A 20,857-nucleotide genomic window follows, 5' to 3' on the forward strand; every position below is an offset into this window, starting at 1 on the left:
AATCTTGAATGGTCGATGCGAACGAATCAAGGCAATCTTAGCAGATATGAATGGCCGTGCGCGGCCTGTTGGCCTTTATTTGCGCCGGCTTTGCGCAGGGCCGCTTGCCCGCCCGCCTGCACGCCAATTTGCCGCCCCGCACAGGCGCGCACGCCAGGCTGGTGCCGGTTTGTGGCGAGGGCCGCCGTCCGCTAGAATGCTGGCCTGCAAAGATTTCAAAGGGAAATATGATTCAAGGAACGATCGCCAGGCTGACCCTGGCGTGCGGCGTGCTGGCTTCCGCCTTTGCCGCGAACCTGGCGCATGCCGATGCCTGTCCCGCCCACTACGTCGACGGCCGCAAGCCGGAAATCACCAACCCCAAGCTGGACGTGGCAACCAAAGAGCTGTGCTACAACGTGTTTGGCGTCATGCACTCGGGTATCACGCGCACGCCGCTGTGGTCGGCCGAGCACTTGACGGCCAACAATCTGGAAGCGGCGCAGGATTTGTCGCGCGAAAACTCCTTTCACGCTGAACGCAAGCTGCCCGCCGCCCAGCGCGCCGAATTGGCCGACTACGCGCGCAGCGGCTTCGACCGTGGTCACATGGCGCCCAACGGCGACATGCCGGACCGCCAGAGCCAGCGCGACAGCTTTACCTTGGCTAACATGGTGCCGCAAGACGCGCGCAACAACCGCTATGTGTGGGCCGGCATCGAAGGCGCCGTGCGCAAGATGGCGAAGAAAGAGGGCGACCTGTACGTGATCACGGGCCCGGCTTTTATTGGCGGCAACCTGCGCAAGGTGGGAAGAGTCATCGTGCCCAGTCATCTGTACAAGGCCGTGTACAGCCCGCGCCAGCGCGCCGGCGCCGCCTACTTCATTGAAAACGTCGATACCAAGACGTATGAAGTGCTGAGCATTGCGCAACTGGAAGACAGGATAGGCATCGATCTGTTACCGTCGCTGACGCGCCAGCAGAAACTGCGCATGCTGAGTTTGCCCAAGGTGAAGAGCAAGTCCAAGAAATAACAAGACCGTCAAAAAGGAAATCCCATGTGCGCAAAAAAATTCGTCCCGTATGCCAATGAAAGCGATGTGCTGGAAATTGGCAGCCTGACCATCGAAAACCGTGTCGACCGCATCAGCATCAGCGGCGACATCGACCTGACCCTGGACAAGCCGGGCCTGGCGCTGGCGAAGCAGCTGCAAAAGCTGCTGGCCGACGTGGTGGCGCAGCTGGAAAAGCGGGAACTGCCGGACCAGCTGCCGCCGCCCGAGGTGACGTCGGTGGCCAATCCCTTCGAGTGAGTTGGCAAGCTCGGGGGCGGTTGATCGTCCCCCTTGCTTACAGTTGGCGCGGCCCCTGCGGCGTATCGATGTGGGCCACCAGGCCGGCGCCGCGTTCCCCTGTCGATGGGTGCACCGTCAGCTGGCTATCCAGGCCCAGCGATAGCAGCAAGCGAGCAATGCGTTCGGGTTCGGGATGAAACAGTTCCAGCTTGATGAGGGACAGCCCATGATCCTGCAGTTTGGCCGCGGGGTGCGCCTCTGCCTGCCACTCGATGAGTGCCGGGGCGACGCCGTTCAGGGGCAACGCGCCATCATCGGGGATGGTGATCAGCCAATTCAGGGCGCCTCGGCTCATGGCTTCGATATTTCCAAGCGGCTCCGAACAAGCCGCAACGCTTGCCTGGATATCGGTGGTGCGGGCTACCCAGGTGGCGAGTGCCGGCACCGCATCGGCGGCCAGGGTGGCAAGCGCGAACCAGCGGGGCCTGGACGGCAGCGGCGCCCTGGGGTCGGGCGCGATCACCTCCAGATAGACAGCATCGCCAAGCCGCAACAGAAGGTTGTGCGTCCCCATGCGGGCATGTGCTCCGCCAGCCTGAGGTTCCACCCCCAGCGCCAGCCGCACCAGCTCCGCACCCGCTTCCAGCGTTGGCGCCGTGATGGCGATATGGTCAATGTGGCAGCGTGGCATTGCAGATCCTTCACCGTAAGGTCGTTGAGATGTTCATGCCAGGTCATCCTCGGAGGTAACCTCATCCGACATTCTTCGTCAGATGAGGTTGATCCAGCACTAGCTCTTACTTCGCAAACGCCTGCGCCGCCGGCGTCACCGTGACGGCCTCCGGCTTGATGTTCAGCTGCATCGCGCCGATGACCTTGTCTTCATCGAGCAGGGCCTGCGGCTTGTTGCCGTCATACTTGATGGGAGAAAACGCGTCGCTGACGAGCTTTTCCTTCAGGCCAGCCGCATCCTTGGCAACGATCACCACGGACAGGTTCTTCGCCGACAAGTGCTGTTTGATGGCGCGGTTGACGTCTTGCACCGTCAGTTTCGACAAGCCGTCACGCATCAGCTTGGTGAACTCGGGCGTGCCATACCATTGCGAATCGAGCGCGTAACCGAGTTGCTGGTCTTGCGTCGACGTCATGACGAAGACGTTCTTCATCAGGTAATCGCGCGTGGTGGCGAAATCGTCCTGCGTCAGGCCGTTGTCGATGAGCTTGCCCAATTCCGTCAGCGCCACGCGCAGGGCGAAGTGGGCGTTGTCCGGCGCCACGGGGCGGATCCAGATTTCGAACAGCTGCGCCTTGCGGCCCAGGTTCGGATTCGGGAAGAACTGATACATGCCGCGCGGGAAAGCTTCGATGTACGCGTAATCGCCGTAGTTCATGCCGCGGATTTCACGGATGCGCTGGTACAGGTAGGAATTCGAGGCGCGGTGCTCGCCCAGCCACGTCTTCGCCAGCCACAGGGCGGGGAAGTCCGGGTGCGTGCGCGTCACCTCCAAAGGCAGGCCGAACGAGATGGCCGTGGCGCGCGTGTTCTTCTCGATGATTTCCACTTCCAGTCCCTGCGCCTTGCGGCCCGCGGGCTTGACGGTGGCCGGCAAGCCGGGGCCGGCCGGTAGCTTGCCCAGCGCCTGCGTCAGCGACGCCGTCATGGCGTCCGTCACATCGCCGGAAAGGCCCACCTTGACGGCGCCTTGCGCATACGCCGTCTTCCAGAACTGTTTCACGTCGTCCAGGGTGATGGCGTCGATGCCGGCGACCGTGCCCAGTACGGGATGGCCGTACGGCGTGCCCGCATACACATTGGTTTGCAGGCGTTCCTTGGCGAATTCCTCTTCGTTGTTGTCCTTCAGGTCCAGCAGCAGCGCGTTCTTTTGCGCATCCTTCAGGCGGCGGAAGTCGTCTTCGCGGAAACCGGGCGAGAGCAGCAGCGGCAGGGCGATGGCGTTGAACTGGGTCCAGTTATCCTTGTGGATGGAACCCGTAAACGTCGTCATTTCCTTGTCCGTCTGCTGGCTGAAACTGCCGGCGAGCGGGAACAGTGCCTGGTTGACTTCGTCGATCTTGCGCTCGGACGAGCCGCCCGACGCCACCATCGCGGCCGTCAGCGCGGCCAGGCCTTCCTTGCCTTGCGGATCTTGCGCGGAACCGGCCGTAAACAGCAGCTTGTAGCGGATTTGCGGCAGCGCGGACTTTTGCACCAGCACGTCGAACTTCGCGTTCGAGGCGGCCGGTAGCAGGCTGGCCAGCTTTGGCGTGGTGGCGATGGCGGCTGCCATCGGCTGGTGCGACAGGGTGGTCACCACCAGGCCGTCATCCGTCAGGTATTTGCGCGCGGCCGCCTGCAGGTCGGCTGGCGTGAGCGTGTCGATCAGGCGGTAGTACTGGTTGATGGTGGCATACGAGCGGTCGAAATGCACGAAGGACGCCAGGGTGCCGGCGATCTGCTCCGTATTGTCGAGGGAGCGGATCAAGCCGTATTTTTCGGCCGATTTGGCGTCCGCCAGGTCTTTTTCGCTCACCGGCGTGTCGCGCAGCCGCGCCACGGTGGCCAGGATGGCGTCGCGCACGTAGACGGCGTCATCGACGTTTTTCACGCGCGCGCCGAGCACGGCCAGGGTCGGATCGACCCGGTCCGGCGTCATCTCGAACAACTGGTCGACCTTTTGCTCGTTTTGCACGAGGCGTTTATACAGCGGCGAGGTGCGGCCGAACGACAGCGACAGCAAGGTCGCCAGCGCCGCCTGGTCCTTGTCCTTGACGGAAAACGCGGGCGCGTGGAAGCCCACGGCTACCCACGGCAGGGTCGGCGTGGGCCAGGCCACGTGCTTGTAGACGGGGCCGCGCGGCGCGGGTTCGACGGGCACGGCCGCCTGCTGCTTGCCGCGCTGCCAGCCGCTCCAGTATTTTTCCACCAGCGCGATGGCCTGCTGCGGCTCCACGTCGCCGGCGATGATGATGGTGGTGCGCTCGGGTCGGTACCAGCGGTCGAAGAACAGTTTCGAGTACGCGTACTGGTTCGGCATGTCTTCGATGTCCTGGATGAAACCCATCGTCGTATGCTTGTAGGTATGCGTCGTGTAGGCGCTGTCGCGCATCACTTCGAACAGTTTCGAGACGGGATTGGCGCTGTTCTTGTTGTATTCGCCCAGCACGGCCCGCGATTCCGTCTTGAACGCGTCTTCCGCATAGTCGAGGTGCTGGAAGCGGTCCGCCTCCACCTTCAGCACGGTTTCCAGGTCCTGCTTGGCGAACGTCGTGTGGTAATTGGTCAGGTCGTCGCTCGTATAGGCGTTCTGGCGCGCGCCGGCGCGGGTGATGACTTCCTGGTATTTCTCGGGCGGATAGGCCTTGGTGCCGCGGAACATCATGTGCTCGAAGAAATGCGCGAAGCCGGACTTGCCCGGTTCGACTTCATTGCGCGAACCTGTCTGCACGGGAATCTGCAGCGAGACCAGGTTCGGGAAGCCCGTCGGCACGACGATGATTTTCAAGCCGTTGGCCAGGGTTTTTTCCGTGGCCTTGAACGGCAGCAAATCGGCCTTGGCGGCGGTGGCGCCGTGGGCGGCGGCCGGTTTGACGGGCGCGGCACCCAGGTTCGACGCGGCCATGGCCGACAGGGCCAGGGCGAAAGCGGGTAATAAAGCAGGCATGATTCTTGACACGGGGGCTCCTTCTTTTTTGGATGTTATGAAAGTGCAACGCCGCAGCATAGAATATTCATGCCGCCGTGCATAGGGGCAAGGCGTTTTGGCATGAAGGGGCGGCCCCGTCAGGGCAGGCAAGGCGTGCCGCAGGGACAGGTGCTCAGGTCAGCGTCGTTTCCGGCAGGCTGATGCGGTTGCGGCCCAGGTGCTTGGCGCGGTACAGGGCGCAGTCGGCCGTGTGGATCAGCTGCCCCAGTTCCGTGCCGGGGCCGGGCAGGGCCGTGGCGGCGCCGATGCTGACGGTGACGCAGGCGCCGTCGGGACGCTTGCGCGGCAGCTGCAGCCGTTCCACGCGCTGGCGGATGCGTTCGGCCACGATGGCCGCGCCCTTGAGCGACTGGTTCGGCAGGATGACGGCAAATTCTTCGCCGCCGTAGCGGGCCACCAGGTCGTTCGTGCGCATTTCGCTGGCCACGGCGCCGGCCACCTTGCGCAGGCACAGGTCGCCGCCCTGGTGGCCGTGGCTGTCGTTATATTCCTTGAAATTGTCGACGTCGACCATCAGCAGCGACAGGGGCTGCTCCTGCCGCTGCGCGCGCTGCCACTCGGCCAGGATGGTGTCGTCAAAGCAACGCCGGTTGGCCAGCCCCGTCAAGCCATCGCGCGTGGCCAGGCGTTCCAGTTCCACCTGCGCGCGTTTTTCCTCGGTCATGTCGCGCAGGGTTTCGACCACGGCGATCAGTTCACCGTGATTGCCATGGATGGGACTGGCATCGACGGCCAGGTAGCGCCGCCGCCCCGTGCGCGGCATGTCGCACCAGTTTTCCGCGCACAGGTTGCTGCCCGTGCCGCTGCGATATTGTTGCTGGGCATGCAGGGCGCGCATGTCGCCGCCGCGCCCGGACAGCAGCAGGTCGGCCAGGGTGGGGCGCTCGTCGTTGTAAAAGCAGCGGCCCGGCTCGCGCGCGCCCAGCACTTCGGACGCTGGCACGCCCGTCAGCTGCTCGCAGGCGCGGTTCCAGATCATCACCCTGCCATGCACATCGAGTACGAAGGTCGGCACGACCAGTAATTCCATCATCTTGACGGCGAAACCCTGGGCTTCACCATACGGCGATACGCTGGCATGTGCGTGGCTATCCGGCATGAAAGCATCCTTCTTGGGCGTGAGTGGGGGCTGGTTCGTTGGCCATGATGCAGCGTGGCGGGCCGAAGGTGTTGATATTGAGCAATATTTTCAGCGATGGGCCATCGCCTCGTCATGGCGGACCGGCAGCGGCAGCGACAGGCGCAAGGTGGTGCCGGCGCCGCTGCGGCTGGCGATGTGCAGGCTGCCGCCGGCGGCGGCCACGCGCTCATGCATGCCGGACAGGCCGCAACCGAGGCGCGGCGGCGAGCCCGGCAGCCCGATGCCGTCGTCGCGGATGCGGCACGTCACGGTGGCGCCCGCTTGCTGCAGGCACAGCCGGACATGCGTGGCGCGCGCGTGGCGGGCGATATTGGCCAGCGCTTCCTGCACCACGTGGTACAGCAAGACGCCATGCGCTCGGCCGGCGGCGGCGTCGAGCCGGTAATCGAAACGGCAATCAATGCCCGTGGTGCGCCGGAAGTCGGCCAGCAGCTCTTCGCATGCTGCTTGCAGCCCGGCGTCGAGGGCGGGCGGGCGCAAGTCATGGATGACGCAGCGCAGTGCAGCGATGCTGAGGTCGACATTGCGCACGATCACGGCCAATTGCTGCGCCAGCTGGGGCGCCGCGCCATGCGTGCTGGTCTGCAGCATGGACAGGTCGATCTTCAAGGTCAGCAGATGCTGGCCCAGGTCGTCGTGGATGTCGCGCCCGATGCGCTGGCGCTCCTGTTCGCGCGCCCGCTGCTGCCCGCTGGCCAGGCGCTCCTGCTCGGCGTCCGCGCGCAGCTGTTCCAGCGCCCGCAGGCGCAGCGCCAGGCGGTGCTGGCGCCACAGCATCAGCGCCAGCGCACCGCACAGGATGGCGCAGGCCAGCATCAGGCGCAAGGGCGTGCCGGTCTGCAGTATCGGGCCGGCGGCGTAACCGGCGTGCAGAGAAGCGAGTGCGCCGGCCGCCAGGCAAGCCAGAATGCTCAGGCGACACGGCGGGCGTAGCCAGCGTTGCATCATTTTCTCGCTCCCTAAATGTTTTCCAGTAGGCAATGTTCTTACAGAAAATATATTAACCTTGGGATATTTATATTGTCTAAACGCAAAAGCTGCGCAGTTTTGCCGGCCGCTGTGGCTTTCTTGCTGCCGGATGCCGCGGCGCCAGACGGCAGGCACGGCATTTGCACGGGAAGTGTCGCGGCGGCATATAATAGAGGGTTGTCAATCGGCTTCACGCCCCCGGCCAGGTGTTTTGCGCCGGGCGCGCCCGCATCCATGCGCGATGTGCCGGCCAGCTCTTAGGAAATACAGTGACTTATAGCATCAAAGAGATTTTTTACACCCTGCAGGGCGAAGGTGCGCACGCGGGCCGTCCGGCCGTGTTTTGCCGCTTTTCCGGCTGCAATCTGTGGACGGGCCGCGAAAGCGACCGCGCCACGGCCGTGTGCCAGTTCTGCGACACGGATTTCGTCGGCACCGATGGCGAACTGGGCGGCAAGTTCAAGACGCCCGAGGAGCTGGCCGCGCTGATCGACAGCCTGTGGCCGGCCAGCTACGCGCCGAGCAAATACGTGGTGTTTACGGGCGGCGAACCGCTGCTGCAGCTGGACACGGCCCTGATCGACGCCATGCACGCGGTCGGCTTTACCATCGCCATCGAAACCAACGGCACCTTGCCCGTGCCGGCCGGCGTGGACTGGATTTGCGTCAGCCCGAAGATGGGTTCGACACTGGTCGTCCACAAGGGCAATGAGATCAAGGTCGTCATCCCCCAGTTCCAGCAAGACCTGGCCGCCTACGAAGGGCTCGACTTCGAGAACTTCTTCGTGCAGGCGATGGATGGCCCCCTGGCCGCGCACAACATGAAGCTGGCCATCGAGACGTGCAAAAGCAACCCGAAGTGGAAGCTGAGCCTGCAAACCCATAAACTCCTGCAAATACCTTAATAAAACAATATGCTGACTATCACACGCAAGCTCGAATTCGACGCGGGCCACCGCATTCCCGACCACAAAAGCCAGTGCCGCAACCTGCACGGCCACCGCTACACGGTGGAAATCACGCTGGTCGGCAAGGTCATCGAAGCGGAAGGCAATTCCGACAATGGCATGATCATGGATTTTTCCGACGTGAAAACCCTGGCCAAGCAGCACCTGGTCGACGTCTGGGACCACGCCTTCCTCGTCTACGAGAAAGATACGGCCGTGCGCGATTTCCTGGCCAGCCTGCCCGACCATAAAACCGTCGTCATCGACCGCATCCCCACCGTGGAAAACCTGGCGCGCATCGCCTTCGAGATACTGAAAGCGGCGTTCACCGACCATTTCGGCACGGGCTTGCACCTGCATAAGCTGGTGCTGCATGAAACGCCAAATTGCTGGGCAGAAGTGACCGATGACTGAAATGCACGCTGGCGCGCGCGATGCGCGCTACATGCAGCTGGCCCTGGAGCAGGCCCAGCACGCGTGGGACCTGGGTGAAGTGCCCGTCGGCGCCGTCGTCGTCAAGGATGACGAAGTCATCGCCGTGGGCTACAACCAGCCCATCGGCCGCCACGACCCCACGGCGCACGCGGAAGTGATGGCCTTGCGCGCCGCCGCCGAAAAGCTGGGCAACTACCGGCTGCCCGGCTGCGAGCTGTACGTGACCCTGGAGCCGTGCGTGATGTGTTCGGGCGCCATGCTGCATGCCCGGCTGGCGCGCGTGGTCTACGGCGCGGGCGACCCGAAGACGGGCGCCTGCGGCTCCGTGCTGAACCTGTTCGAGCAGCCCGCGCTGAACCACCAGACGGCGATCGTTGGCGGGGTGCTGGCCGACGAGTGCGGCGCTTTTCTCAAGCGTTTCTTTGCCGAGCGCCGCCGTGCGCAGGCGGAAGCGCGCAAGCTGGCCAGTCCGGCTACCTGACGCCGGGCAGGGCAGGGCCGCCATGGCTTTGCCAGAATGCCAGCCATCCCTTGCCAGCCATCCGGCTGGCATTTTTATAATTGTTGCGAAATAACATCTGTCTAGACCAATTGCCATTCTCAAATGAGAATGATTCGTGTTACAGTATTGTTTTCGCCAGCAAACTTTCCTTATGCATCGTTAACACTTTCGTTATCGATCCGGGTTCAAGAGCCAGCCTCCACTCTTAAACCGGACCATCATGACTACTGTGCTTCCGCAGCGCACCGCTGCACCCGTCGTATTCTCAGCTCATCTGCCTGCCCGCCGCCATAACCTGGTGCTGCGCGCCGCCTTGCTGGGCCTGTTCGCGGCGCCGATGCTGCCTGCTCTCGCGCAGACGGCCGCCATCAATGCGGGCACGGCCGCTCAGGAGCCGGCCAAGTTGCCTGTCTTCCCGGAAATCGTCGTCAACGCCAAGCAAGACTATGAGCGCCGCGCCGGCACCAAGACGGTCGTCACGGCGGACGACCTGGAGCGCCGCAATGTCACGGAGATGGGCGGCATCGTGCGCTATTTGCCCTTGATCAGTGCGCCGGCGGCGGCCTCGGGCAGCGGCAGCGTGTGGGACGGCTCCGGCAATACCGGTTACAACATCCGCGGTCTGGAAGGCAACCGGGTCAGCCTGGAACTCGACGGCATCTCGCTGCCCGACGCGGCGCCCAAGCCGGACGGCAACACCCTCAACGCTTTCGCCACGGGCCGTGATTATTTTGATCCGGAAACCTTCCGCGAAGTGCGCATCGATTCGGGCACGACGGCGGCCAGCGGCGCCAATCCCGGCCTGGGCGGCGGCGTGGCCTTCATCACCAAGTCGCCCGAGGATTACCTGGGCGAAGGGCAAGACCATTACGTGGCCTATAAATACGGCCGCGCCACGGCCGACCGCAGCAATGCGCACACCCTGACGGGCGCCGCCAAAATCGGCGCCAATCTGCAAGGCCTGGCCGTCTACGTGCACCGCGATGGCGAGCAGATGGACAGTCGCGGTACCACGCCCGTTAACCCGGACGACTGGCATTCGAACGCCTTGCTGTCCAAGCTCGTGTGGACCTTGCCTGGCGAACAGAAGCTGGACTTGACGGTCGACATGTTCGAGCGCAAGAACAAGCGCGACCTGCGCAGCAAGGTCAGCACGTATTATCCGACGGGCGTGCAGCAGGATTCCACCACCAAGCGCACGCGCGTGAGCCTGGGCCACGACGTGGTGCTCAAGGATTTTGCCCTGTTCGACCGCCTGACGTCGAAGGTCTATCTGCAGAACGCGAAAACCGAGGACAAGACGCAAGGCCTCTACACGTTCGGCAGTCCGGCTCGGCGCGCCATCGATACCAATTTCAAGAATGACAGCATCGGCCTGACGTCGGAAGCGTTCAAGCAGCTCAATGCGGACAACGCGCTGCTGTACGGCGTGCAGCTGGAACAGCTGAAAACGCGCCGTCCGTGGCGCGAAGACCGCGTCATCGTCGCCACGGGCCAGCATCAGGTCACCAACAAGAACCGCATGGCCGACATGGACACGAGCAAGCTGGCCCTGTATGTGCGCGACGATTTCAGTTTCAATCTGGCGGGCAAGAAAGCCGTGCTGACGCCGGGCTTGCGTGCCGATTACCGCAAGAACGAACCGAAAAACCTGCAAACCTATGCGATCGCCGTGCCGAACGCGGCCAAGGAAGTGCGCGAAGAGAGCGACACCTATTTCACGCCCAGCCTGAGCCTGTCCGTGGAAGTCTTGCCGCAGATGAACGCCTACGCCACCTTCACGCGCGGCACGCGCCTGCCGACGGCGGCCGAGCGCACGGGCACCTACGACTCGTTCAGCTATACGGGCACGGGGCAGGGCTATGCCGTGCTGGGCAATGCCAACTTGCGCAAGGAAACGAGCAAGGCGTATGAACTGGGCCTGAAGGGCGACGTCACCAGGGGCTTGAGCATGCACGCGTCCGTCTACCAGACGGAATACACGGACATGATCGACTATGTGATGCAAAAAGATGATCCGGTGAACTACCCCACCATCACGCGCGGCCTGTTCCGCCCGGAAAACATCGGCAATGCCCGCACCTGGGGCGCCGAGCTGACCCTGCGCGCCGAGCTGGGCGCCTGGGCGCCGGCCATGCAGGGCTATCACGTGGACCTGGCGACCGGCGTGGCCAAGGGCCGCTCCTTCAATACCCAGACGGGCGAGAGCGGCGGCCTGAACTCGGTGGCGCCCGCCAAGTCGGCCTTGACCTTCGGCTACGACCATGCGAACCAGCTGTTCGGCCTGGCGCTGACGGCCGTGCATGCGGGCGCCAAGCAGGCGCCGGAAAACCTGCTGATCGGCGATGCCGGCCCGCTGTTTACCGTGCCGTCGTACACCATCTTCGACCTGTCGACGTACTGGAATGTGCACAAAAACGCGAAGATCGTCGTCGGCGTGTACAACTTGACGGATCGCAAGTACTGGGACTACGCCGCCTCGCGCAGCCTGGCCGCCGGCACCACGGCCGCCAGCCGCGCCGAGATCGAGCGCTACGCCAAACCGGGCCGCAACGTCGCCGCCAGCCTCAGCGTCAATTTCTAAATTTTTACCGGGGAGGGGCGCCTGCCCCTCTTTTTTTCCATGTTTGATTGAATGGTCTCTCTATGAAGTTATCCAAACTCGTTCTATCCCTGCTAGGCAGCCTGCTGATTGCAAACGCATATGCGGCCCCAGCCACCCTGGCGGAACGCTGGTCCACCTTGCGCACGGAACAGCCGAAGCTGCAGATCCGCGACGCGGCGCGCGCGCTGGGCGTGTCGGAAGCGCAATTGCTGGCAACCAACATCGGCAAGGGCGTCACGCGCTTGCAGGCGGACGGCAACCAGCCGCGCGAAATCATGCGCGCCGCGCTGGACCTGGGCCTCGTGCAAGCGATCACGCGCAATGAAAACGGCGTCATCGAAACGACGGGCGTCGCCAGCAAGTTCAAGCAGGCGGGCGACAAGTCCGAGCAGGCCGACGCCAAGGACCCGGAAACGGAAGCGCGCCAGCGCAATATCGCCGGCGGCTACCTGGGCGGCCAGATCGACCTGCGTTTCCACTTTGAAAACTGGAAATACGCATTTGCCGTGGAACAGCCTGGCCGCGATGGCAAGCCGACGCGCAGCCTGCAATTTTTTGACGCCAACGGCACGGCCGTGCACAAAATCTACCTGCGCAACGAGCCTGGCGTGGCCGTCTACGATAAATTGGTGGCCACCTTCCGTGCGCCGCAGCAAAGCGCGGAACTGAACGTGCTGGCCGTGGCGCCCAAGGCGGCGGAAAAGCCGGACAGCGAGATCGACGTCAAGGAATTCCAGCTGGCCTGGAAAGACATGACGGACGTGCACCAGTTTGCGCAAATCATGCGCGAATTCCACTTGACGCGCGAGCAGGCGCTGCGCCTGGCGCCGGCCGGCGTCGTCGAGCGCGTGACGCCGCAAGCGCTGCGCACCCTGCTGGAAAACGCGGCCAGGGACAAGGTTGCCATCATGGTCTTCCTGGGCAACGACGGCTTGACGCAGATATACAGCGGCAAGATCGAGAAAACCATGGCGGCAGGCGGCTTCTTCAATGTGCTGGACCCGGACTTCAACCTGCACATCCGCGACACGGCCCTGCGCAGCGGCTGGGTCGTCAAGCGCGGCGGCGTCACGTCCGTCGAATTCTTCGACAACGACGGCACGCAAGTGGTCTCCTTCTTCGGCGTGCGCGAGCGGGGCAAACCGCAGCCGCAAAGCTGGGTGGATCTGGCCGATAGTCTGCCAAAGGCAAAATAAGGTTTTTGCAAGTTGATGAGTATCAGCACGTGACAGAACCGTAGCGAGCGGAAGCGAATTGTGGTCGAGAAGCGCAACCGTACTTTAGGTACGGTGAGCATCGCAGGCCGCAAGTCGCGACGCGCAGTAGGTTATGTCATGTGCGACCAGAGCAACACTTCAGTGTGGGTGCCGCGTGCCGGTCTCATGTCTGAAGCACAATAGTGGTATGCTGATTGCAAGGCCGCAGCGATCGTGTCTGCGTGCTGGTTCCTGAAGAGAGGCAATCATGGCAACCATCATGGCGAACGGCCTCAACATAGCTTATGAAAGCCACGGCAACCCGGATGATCCGTGCGTGCTGCTGGTCATGGGCCTGGGCATGCAACTGATCGCCTGGCCGGCGGACTTTGTCGAAGGCATCGTCGAACAAGGTTTTCGCGTCGTGCGTTTCGATAACCGCGACAGCGGCCTGTCGAGCAAGATGGCGCAGGCGGGCAAACCGTATCTGCCGCTGGCCTACGTGAAAAACCTGCTGGGCTGGCCACTGAAAACTTCCTACACCCTCGATGACATGGCGGACGACGCGCTGGGCTTGCTGGCGGCTCTGCGCATTGCGCAGGCGCACGTGATCGGCGTGTCGATGGGCGGCATGATCGCGCAAGTGATGGCGGCGCGCGCGCCGCTGCAAGTGCTCAGCCTGACCTCCATTATGTCGAGCAGCGGCCGGCGCGGCTTGCCCGGCCCCACGCGGGCGGCACGCAATGCGTTATTGCAACGCCCGAAACGCAATGCCAGCCGCGCCGAACTGATGGCCCATATGGCGGCCACCGTGCGCGTGATCGGCAGTCCCGCCTATCCGGTGTCGGAAAAGCTGCTGTACCAGCGCATCGAAGCGGCGCTGGAGCGGGGCAGCTGCCCGGAAGGCGTGGCGCGGCAGATGGTCGCCATTGCCGCCTCGGGCGAACGCACGGAGCTATTGCCCAGCATCAGCTGCCCGGCGCTGGTGATCCATGGCGCGGCCGATCCCCTGATCCCCGTCGCCTGCGGCATCGATACGGCGGCGCTGATTCCGGGCGCCACGCTCGAAGTGATCGAAGGCATGGGGCACGACATGCCGCCCCAGCTGATCGAGCGCCTGCTCGCCTTGATCGATGTGCATCTGCAAGGTAAGATGGCGCCCCAGATGCGCTCCCAGCCAGCCTAGGCGCGCCCACCACTTTTGAAGGCATGGGCATTTTGAAAACACCTGAAATTGGCATCGCCATCGTGGCGCCCGGCGGTTGCGCGCCCGATGACGCGGCCGTGGCGCGCGGCATCGCCCGCCTGCAGGCGCAAGGCGCCACCGTCCACAACTACTACGACCCCGCACACAGCTTCCAGCGTTTCGGCGGCACGGATGCGGGCCGCCTGACGCAGCTGAACGCGGCAGCCGCCGACCCCGACGTGCAGGTGGTGATCGCCTTGCGCGGCAGCTACGGCATCAGCCGCATCCTGCCCGACATCGATTTCGACCGCATGGCCGCCAGCCGCAAGCTGTTCGTCGGCTACAGCGATTTTACTGCCTTCCACATGGGCTTGATGGCGAAAACGGGCCGCGCCAGCTTTGCCGGCCCCATGATCTGCGACGATTTTACGCGCGACGAGCCCGAGCAATTTACGCTCGATCAGCTGTGGTCGTGCCTGACCGGTCCCACACACACGGTCACGGGCACGGCAGCTGGCAATCCGCAGGTTGATGTGGAGGGGAAATTGTGGGGCGGCAATCTGGCCATGCTGGTCCACCTGCTCGGCACGCCGTATTTCCCCGAGATTAACGGCGGCATTCTGTTCCTGGAAGACGTCAACGAGCACCCGTACCGGGTCGAGCGCATGCTGCTGCAATTGCTGCATGCGGGCGTGTTCGAACGCCAGCATGCGGTCGTGCTCGGTGACTTTTCCGCCTATAAGCTGAGTCCGATGGACAGGGGCTACGATTTCGACGTCATGCTGGCCTACGTGCGCGAGCGCCTGCCCGTGCCCGTGCTGACGGGGCTCGAATTCGGCCACATCCGCCGGCGGGTCACCTTGCCGTTCGGCGGCCAGGCGCGGCTGCAATCGGATGCGTCCGGTTTCAGCCTGCAGGTAAACGATTACCCGACCCTGGCGCGCCCCTGAACTCCCTGAACGCTATTCACGCCAAACCCGGCAGGTTGCTGCAGCTCGACGTGCTGCGCGGCATCGCCGTGTTTGGCATCTTGCTGGTAAATATCTGGGGCTTTGCCTGGGGGACGCTGTCCTTGCGCTACGGCACCTTGCCGGCGCAGCCGCCCGTGCTCGACCAGCTCGTCATTTTCGGCGTGGCGGCGCTGGCGCAATTCAAGTTCTATCCCGTCTTCGCCTTCTTGTTCGGTGCCGGATTTGCCCTGCAAACACGTTCACTGAAACGCCAGCTGGGCAGCTGGGAAGCGGCGCAAGCGGCGTACCGGCGCCGTTTGCGCTGGCTGCTCGTGTTCGGACTGCTGCATGGTTTCTGCATCTGGAGCGGCGACGTGCTGACCTCGTATGCGGTCGCCGGCATGCTGGTCCTGCCCCTGGCAGCGGCCAAACTGAGCCGCATACGCAACCGCGCCTGGCTGGTGGCGGCCGGTTTTCTGCTGTTCATGTGTTTGCTCATTCCCGTGGGGCAGCAGGGCGGCGCGCCGGACACGGCGCATGATTTGCAAAACTTCGCGGCCCGCTACGCCACCTACACGCAAGGCAGTGTGTGGGCCGTGGCCAGGCTGCGCGCCAACGATTTCCTCGTCTCCTTGCTGTACGCCGCCGTCATGCTGCCGCACATCATCGTGCTGTTCTTGCTGGGCATTTTGTCCGTGCGCTGCGGCTGGCTGACGCAGCCGCGGCGCCACGAGCGCCTGTGGCGCCGCGTGCGCGACGTGGGGCTGGGCGTGGGCTTGCCGTTCAACCTGCTGGCGGCGGGGGCCGTCGCGTGGCAGGTGGCCTATCCGTATCAAACCGTGTTCGATACGGCCCTGTTCGAAGTGGGCCTGTTCGCCGGCGGTCCCGTGCTGGCGGCCGGTTATGTGGCGGCGCTGATGCTGGCCGGTCCCTTCATGCTGCGCTGGCTCGGTGCATGGCTGGCGCCCGTGGGCCGCATGGCGCTGAGTAATTATCTCTTGCAATCCTTGCTTGGCACCTGGCTGCTGCAGGGGCCGGGCCTGGGCTGGGGCGCCACGCTGCGTCCCATCGAGATGCTGGGCCTGGCCATAGTGATCATGGCGGGGCAGGTGCTGCTCAGCCGCTACTGGCTGCGGCACTTCCGCCAGGGGCCGATGGAAGCGCTGTGGCGCAGGCTGGCGTGCTTGCCCGGCTGAGTTAGTCGGTGCCCCAGTCGAAGGCGCCTTGCGGCGACACCGGCGGCGCCTTGGGTTTGGCGGACGGCACGAGCGGATTATCGACGGCATGCCACTCGAACAGCTCCACGTCGAGCATGCAGGTGCGCGCCAGGTGCAGCGCCTGCTCGGGCGTCAGTGCGGGGGCTAGCCAGCGGTGCGCGTCTTCCAGGCTGACGGCGACGGGGCGGCGGTCGTGGATATCGACCATACCGCCCAGGCTGTCGGCCGTCACCAGCACGAAGCCCGCTTCCTCGCGGTTGAATTTGTACGGCCCGAACTGGGCCAGCGCCAGCAGGAACAGGCGCGCGCGGTCCTTGCGGTGGATGTGCCACGGCTGCTTGCGGCCTTTTTCGCCCGTCCATTCATACCAGCCATCGACGCAGACGATGCCGCGCCCCGCGCGCAGCAAGGGTTTCCAGTAGGCGCCGGCGAGTTTTTCCAGCCGGGCATTGATGGCGATGGGGATTTTTTTCTTGCCGGGGGCGGGCACGGCTTGCGCGGCCCAGGCGGGGCGGTAGCCCCAGAAGACATCGTCGACCCGGTGCACACCATCCTGGATATGCAGCACGGGCCGGTACGTGCCGGGCGAGACGTTCAGGTGCGGCTCGGCCTCGCTGTCGAACACCGCGTCGGTCCAGCCGAAGGATGACGCCAGCACGCGCGCCGTGTCATTTTGATCGAATCGTCCACACATGCCGAAATCATACCCGATCGCCTGTAGGCGCGAGCGCGGCGTGCATCCTTTTCGTGAGTGTGATCAAACGTACAGACTGCTGGCAGCATGTGGCGCACAGTGGAACCCAGTCAGATCCCTGACGCTTTTTTTGCATCGGAGGAATTATGTCTTTTGAAAACCCCACCATTCACAAAGGCTTTATCATCAGCGCCACGGCCAGCCAGCGCCGCGATGGCCGCTGGGTCGGTTCGTACATCAGCCAGAACCAGGCGTGCGGCGCATATGCGGACACCTGCGATTACGACGATTGCAGCAATGAAAAAGAGGCGCAGCAAATAGCCTTGTCGGTAGGCTGGCGCCTGGCCGATGGGGTGCCGGTACGCTGAAACAGCCTTAGCGCTTGCCCCGCAGGGCCAGCAGCAAGCCTGCTAGCGGGAACAGCAGGGCCGTACCCAGCCGTACGGAGGTCAGCGACGCGGCCTCCACGCCCAGCACATGGGGCAAAGCCAGCAGCAACAGAGGCGCGGGCACGGCGATCGCAAAGAAAAACAGGTACCACGAGTAGCCATTCTTTTTGGCCAGCAAGGCGATCAGCGCGCAGCCGACCAGGAAGACGAGCGGTAAATTCACAAATTCCATGGTGTTGATTTTTCATCCGGGAAAGCGCGTCATTATACGCGCCACCCTGGATGGCCGGATGCGCTTGCCGGCGTCAGTTGCCGACGAAATCCGGCGGCTGCGGCGCCTGTTTTCCGGCCAGCGGCCCGTCGGCCGGCAGCAGCGCCTTGATGGCACCGTTATAGATGAGTTCCTGGGCATACGCCGATGCCTCGATCAAGGCCGCATGCACGGACTTGAAACTGCTCGGCGTTTCTATCAGCACGGGCTTGGCGTACACCTGCAGGGTATCGCCGCGCTTGCTGATCAAAATCATGCCCCGGTAGCGCCCATCCTTCTCCAGCGCCCCCGCCACATGAAATTCATAGCCCCGGATCTGGTGTTTTTGTTGCTGATCCATGTTTGCCGCCTCCAGACCTGATTGTCATGGGCCAGACCATGCCACGCGTATCGAACAGCAGAGTGTTTGATTTGTATCAATACGTCCCTTGAACGCATTCAACTAGCGTATCGACGCTTGTTGCAAGCGTAGCGAGCGGAGGGGATGTGTGGCTGAGAAGCGCAACCGTACATAAGTACGGTGAGCATCGCCAGCCGCAAAGCCCCCCGCGCAGTAGCTTGCGGCAAGCGTCCTCACCCAGCGCGAATGGCGCGGATCTGTTGGGCTGTTTCCTCGATCTCGCGATACGCTTCCTGAATATAGCCATGGATCGGGTGCCCATCCATCCACTCGAAATACGCGCGCTCATCGTGTTTGATGGCAAAAGGGACGTGGTGGTCGCGTATCGATTCGGCCGTTTCGCGCACCAGCGCGGCAAAAAGCAGCTCAATAGTTTCCATGATGGTCACCTTGCGAGACAGGAATGCAGAGCATTGAATGTAGCACAAAGCGCGCTGCCGTCCACGCCGGCGCTTGTGCCGTGCGCGCCCGGGTTTCAGGCCGGGTGGCCGATATGCTCGTACAAGATCACGCAGCCGATGACGATCAGTACCAGGCCGCCCACCAGTTCGGCGCGCCGGCCCGCTACCGTGCCCAGCACGCGGCCCAGCATCACGCCCAGGGTCACCATGACGAAGGTGGAAAAGCCGATGGCGGCCGCCGTGACGACGATATTGGCGCCCAGCAAGGCCAGGCCCGCACCCACGACCATGGCGTCGATGCTGGTGGCCAGGCCCGTGACGGCCAGCACCCAGAACGAGTGCGACTGGGCCGGCGCTTCTTCCTCGTCGGCGTCGGACAGGGCATTGCGTATCATCAACAGGCCGATGATGCCCAGCAGGCTGAAGGCGATCCAGTGATCCCACGCTTCCACGTAGGGCGCTGCCACGCTGCCCAGGGCCCAGCCGATGATGGGCGTGATCGCCTCGATGACGCCGAAGATCAGCCCCGTGCGCAGCGCCTCGCGCCATTGCGGCTTGTGCAGGGCTGCGCCCTTGCCGACGGCAGCCGCGAAGGCATCGGTGGACATGGCGAGGGAGAGGGCGGCGGTGGCGGCGAAATTCATCGTTGGCTTTCTGTAAAACCTGGCTGGGATGGTAGTGACAAATGACAAACCCGGCGATTTTACCCTACGTACAGCACCACGGCAGAGGCCAGCAGGCAATACGCGCCAAAGAAATGCCAGCGGCCCTGTTCCAGCCAGCGCGACAGCCAGCGCAAGGCCAGCAAGCCAGCCAGGAACGACAGCAGCATGCCCAGCAGGCTGGGGCCGAGCAAATGCAGGAGGCTGTTGCCGTGTTCCAGATGATCCACGCTGCCATTTGCCACGGCCTGGTAGAAGCGCCAGCCTTCCTTGACCAGCACGGCCGGCGTCAGCACGACGGCCAGGGCAAAGCTGAATTCCTCGGCGCGGCGCTGCGGCACGCCCATGGCGATGCCGGCGGAAATGGTGGCGCCCGAGCGGGAAAAGCCGCGGAAGGGCAGGCACAGGCCTTGCACGGCGCCGATCACCATCGCCTTGCCGATGGACAAGGTGCCATGCTGGCGCGCCTGCAGGCGCGATGACACAATGATCAGCACGCCGGCGGCGGCCAGCGCGGCGGCCATCAGTTTCGCGTTGCCAAACAGGTGCTCGATTTCAAAACCGGGTGCATCCTTGCTCATGAAGTGGGTGATGCCCTTGAGCAAGCCGAAGCCGACGATGCCCGTCAGGGCCGTGGCGGCCGCGAGCAGCAGGACATTGCGTCGGAAGGCGCTGGCCGAACTGAAATAGGTGGCGCGCCAGGATGCCCAGAAATACACGATGACGGCCAACATGGTGCCGGTGTGCAGCATCACGAGCAGCATGGTCAGTTCGGGCGACGTGGGGTCCAGCCCCATCCATTTTTCCGCCATGATGACGTGGGCGGAGCTGGACACGGGCAGCAGCTCGGCGAAGCCCTGGACGATGGAAAGGATAAATAATTGCAAAAAGTTCATGGCGGACGGGACTCAGGCGGGAAAAGCAGGGCCGCCGATTTTACCCGCCCGACCCTGCGGATGAGCCCCTCACCAGATTACAGTTTGTCCATGTCTTACTGCCTGGCCGGTTCTTGCGGTTTGAACACGGCGCGGAAAGCCTTCAGGGCTGCGGGATGGTAGACCGTGCCATGGGTCTCTTCCGGCATCTTTTCCACGTGCCATTGCAAGCCGGGCGGCGCCTGCTTTTGCAGCACGTCGGACAGGCGCTGCACTTCGATGGCGATGCCCGCTTCGCTGCTGGACGCCAGGTACAGGCTGTGCTTGCCCGGCTTGCCCTTGGCCAGCAGCTCCGCCGCCTGACGGGGCAGCGCGCCCTGGTTCCACCACAGGCTGGGGTCGAAGGCCAGGTAGTGGTCGAACAGCTGCGGTTCCAGCAGGTATGTTTCCACCACGAACAGGCCCGCCAGCGATTCGCCGACAATGGCCGTCTCGCCCGTCGTGCGGTAGCGGCGTTTGACTTCCGGCATCAGTTCATCGCGGATGAAGGCCCGGTAGGCTTGCGAACCGCCCACGACGGGCGCGATCTTGCGGTCTTGCGCATTATCGGTGGGCCCCGTCAGGTCGCGCCGGCGCTGCGTGTTTTGCATGCCGACCAGCATGAACGGGCGCATCGTGCCGTTGGCTACCGACACCTGCAGCAAGCCGGCCACGTGCAGAAAGTCTTCGGCCACGCCGCCGTCCGGCATGTACAGCACGGGCAGGGGCGCGTCGGGCGGCGTATCCCAGGCGCGCGCCACATACACATTGATGTGGCGCCGTTCCTTCAGCGCCTGCGAGTCGATCGTGAAACTTTCGCCGATGACGAGCGGCGTGGCCGCGCTGGCGGCAGCGTTAGCCGTAGCGGCGGGCGCGGCAGCGGCGAGGTGGACAGAGCTGGACAGCAGCAGGGCGGCGGTGAGGTGCAGTGCAAGGCAAGAGCGGCGCATGTTTTCCCATAATAAGTAGTGGATAGATGGCATGTACGCGTATAGACATG

22 protein-coding genes are annotated in these 20,857 nt (G+C 63.7%); 11 read left to right on the forward strand and 11 right to left on the reverse strand.

All coding sequences use genetic code 11. The features are described from left to right. Nucleotides 1-227: 227 nt before the first annotated feature. Both IGS60_RS05825 and IGS60_RS05830 read left to right on the forward strand, forming a co-directional pair. Nucleotides 228-1,013, forward strand: coding sequence for a DNA/RNA non-specific endonuclease (locus IGS60_RS05825; RefSeq protein WP_230502997.1), 786 nt, complete (start codon nt 228-230; stop codon nt 1,011-1,013). Between the two features lie 24 nt (nt 1,014-1,037). Beyond that, nucleotides 1,038-1,292, forward strand: a complete 255-nt coding sequence (locus tag IGS60_RS05830; protein ID WP_121669572.1) for a hypothetical protein — start codon at nt 1,038-1,040, stop codon at nt 1,290-1,292. 37 nt (nt 1,293-1,329) lie between these two features. Here the strand turns inward: IGS60_RS05830 and IGS60_RS05835 are convergent, their stop codons facing one another. The 4 genes from IGS60_RS05835 to IGS60_RS05850 all read right to left on the reverse strand — a co-directional run bounded on the left by IGS60_RS05835 (nt 1,330) and on the right by IGS60_RS05850 (nt 7,067). Next, nucleotides 1,330-1,965 (reverse strand): VOC family protein, encoded by a 636-nt coding sequence (locus IGS60_RS05835; protein WP_230502998.1) that lies wholly within the window; start codon nt 1,963-1,965, stop codon nt 1,330-1,332. A gap of 106 nt (nt 1,966-2,071) precedes the next feature. Continuing rightward, on the reverse strand, nt 2,072-4,948 hold the full coding sequence (locus tag IGS60_RS05840; protein ID WP_230502999.1) for a pitrilysin family protein: 2,877 nt from the start codon (nt 4,946-4,948) through the stop codon (nt 2,072-2,074). Nucleotides 4,949-5,090: 142 nt separating this feature from the next. Further along, nucleotides 5,091-6,077: a diguanylate cyclase gene (locus tag IGS60_RS05845; RefSeq protein ID WP_230503000.1), complete on the reverse strand. Its 987-nt coding sequence runs from the start codon at nt 6,075-6,077 to the stop codon at nt 5,091-5,093. Between the two features lie 90 nt (nt 6,078-6,167). Beyond that, nucleotides 6,168-7,067: a sensor histidine kinase gene (locus tag IGS60_RS05850; RefSeq protein WP_230503001.1), complete on the reverse strand. Its 900-nt coding sequence runs from the start codon at nt 7,065-7,067 to the stop codon at nt 6,168-6,170. A gap of 290 nt (nt 7,068-7,357) precedes the next feature. On the opposite strand from IGS60_RS05850, the gene queE reads away from it, so the two are divergent. The 8 genes from queE to IGS60_RS05890 all read left to right on the forward strand — a co-directional run bounded on the left by queE (nt 7,358) and on the right by IGS60_RS05890 (nt 16,105). Beyond that, nucleotides 7,358-7,993: a 7-carboxy-7-deazaguanine synthase gene (queE, locus tag IGS60_RS05855; protein WP_070218406.1), complete on the forward strand. Its 636-nt coding sequence runs from the start codon at nt 7,358-7,360 to the stop codon at nt 7,991-7,993. A gap of 9 nt (nt 7,994-8,002) precedes the next feature. Beyond that, complete coding sequence (gene queD / locus IGS60_RS05860; RefSeq protein ID WP_035819191.1) at nt 8,003-8,449, forward strand: 6-carboxytetrahydropterin synthase QueD; 447 nt, start codon at nt 8,003-8,005, stop codon at nt 8,447-8,449. Continuing rightward, a complete protein-coding gene (gene tadA, locus IGS60_RS05865; protein ID WP_070218405.1) occupies nt 8,442-8,951 on the forward strand; it encodes a tRNA adenosine(34) deaminase TadA in 510 nt (169 codons plus the stop codon). Before queD ends, tadA begins: the two co-directional genes overlap by 8 nt. 241 nt (nt 8,952-9,192) lie before the next feature. Next, entirely contained in the window at nt 9,193-11,556 is a 2,364-nt protein-coding gene (locus tag IGS60_RS05870) for a TonB-dependent hemoglobin/transferrin/lactoferrin family receptor (RefSeq protein ID WP_230503002.1), read from the forward strand. Nucleotides 11,557-11,618: 62 nt separating this feature from the next. After that, nucleotides 11,619-12,773, forward strand: coding sequence for a hemin-degrading factor (locus IGS60_RS05875; protein ID WP_230503003.1), 1,155 nt, complete (start codon nt 11,619-11,621; stop codon nt 12,771-12,773). Between the two features lie 268 nt (nt 12,774-13,041). Continuing rightward, nucleotides 13,042-13,959: an alpha/beta fold hydrolase gene (locus IGS60_RS05880; RefSeq protein ID WP_230503004.1), complete on the forward strand. Its 918-nt coding sequence runs from the start codon at nt 13,042-13,044 to the stop codon at nt 13,957-13,959. A gap of 32 nt (nt 13,960-13,991) precedes the next feature. Continuing rightward, a complete protein-coding gene (ldcA, locus tag IGS60_RS05885) occupies nt 13,992-14,909 on the forward strand; it encodes a muramoyltetrapeptide carboxypeptidase (protein WP_230503005.1) in 918 nt (305 codons plus the stop codon). Nucleotides 14,910-14,944: 35 nt separating this feature from the next. Continuing rightward, entirely contained in the window at nt 14,945-16,105 is a 1,161-nt protein-coding gene (locus IGS60_RS05890; protein WP_230503006.1) for a DUF418 domain-containing protein, read from the forward strand. Nucleotide 16,106: 1 nt separating this feature from the next. Here the strand turns inward: IGS60_RS05890 and IGS60_RS05895 are convergent, their stop codons facing one another. Further along, entirely contained in the window at nt 16,107-16,820 is a 714-nt protein-coding gene (locus tag IGS60_RS05895; RefSeq protein WP_230503007.1) for an SOS response-associated peptidase, read from the reverse strand. Between the two features lie 146 nt (nt 16,821-16,966). Between IGS60_RS05895 and IGS60_RS05900 the strand changes: the two genes are divergently transcribed. Then, nucleotides 16,967-17,188, forward strand: coding sequence for a hypothetical protein (locus tag IGS60_RS05900; protein WP_070218399.1), 222 nt, complete (start codon nt 16,967-16,969; stop codon nt 17,186-17,188). 7 nt (nt 17,189-17,195) lie between these two features. Here the strand turns inward: IGS60_RS05900 and IGS60_RS05905 are convergent, their stop codons facing one another. The 6 genes from IGS60_RS05905 to IGS60_RS05930 form a co-directional block, all read right to left on the reverse strand. Next, nucleotides 17,196-17,441 (reverse strand): hypothetical protein, encoded by a 246-nt coding sequence (locus tag IGS60_RS05905; protein WP_230503008.1) that lies wholly within the window; start codon nt 17,439-17,441, stop codon nt 17,196-17,198. Between the two features lie 73 nt (nt 17,442-17,514). Continuing rightward, entirely contained in the window at nt 17,515-17,820 is a 306-nt protein-coding gene (locus IGS60_RS05910; protein ID WP_070218397.1) for a hypothetical protein, read from the reverse strand. Nucleotides 17,821-18,053: 233 nt separating this feature from the next. Then, the gene (locus IGS60_RS05915) at nt 18,054-18,260 is read right to left on the reverse strand and encodes a hypothetical protein (RefSeq protein ID WP_070300249.1); all 207 of its coding nucleotides are present in this window, start codon (nt 18,258-18,260) and stop codon (nt 18,054-18,056) included. Nucleotides 18,261-18,355: 95 nt separating this feature from the next. Further along, nucleotides 18,356-18,925 (reverse strand): manganese efflux pump MntP, encoded by a 570-nt coding sequence (gene mntP / locus IGS60_RS05920; RefSeq protein WP_070218395.1) that lies wholly within the window; start codon nt 18,923-18,925, stop codon nt 18,356-18,358. Nucleotides 18,926-18,984: 59 nt separating this feature from the next. After that, nucleotides 18,985-19,839: an undecaprenyl-diphosphate phosphatase gene (locus tag IGS60_RS05925; protein ID WP_230503009.1), complete on the reverse strand. Its 855-nt coding sequence runs from the start codon at nt 19,837-19,839 to the stop codon at nt 18,985-18,987. Nucleotides 19,840-19,934: 95 nt separating this feature from the next. Next, the gene (locus IGS60_RS05930; protein WP_230503010.1) at nt 19,935-20,807 is read right to left on the reverse strand and encodes an alpha/beta hydrolase; all 873 of its coding nucleotides are present in this window, start codon (nt 20,805-20,807) and stop codon (nt 19,935-19,937) included. Nucleotides 20,808-20,857: the final 50 nt, after the last annotated feature.

The sequence above is a fragment of the Janthinobacterium sp. FW305-128 genome, assembly GCF_020858135.1.
Lineage (GTDB): Bacteria > Pseudomonadota > Gammaproteobacteria > Burkholderiales > Burkholderiaceae_D > Janthinobacterium.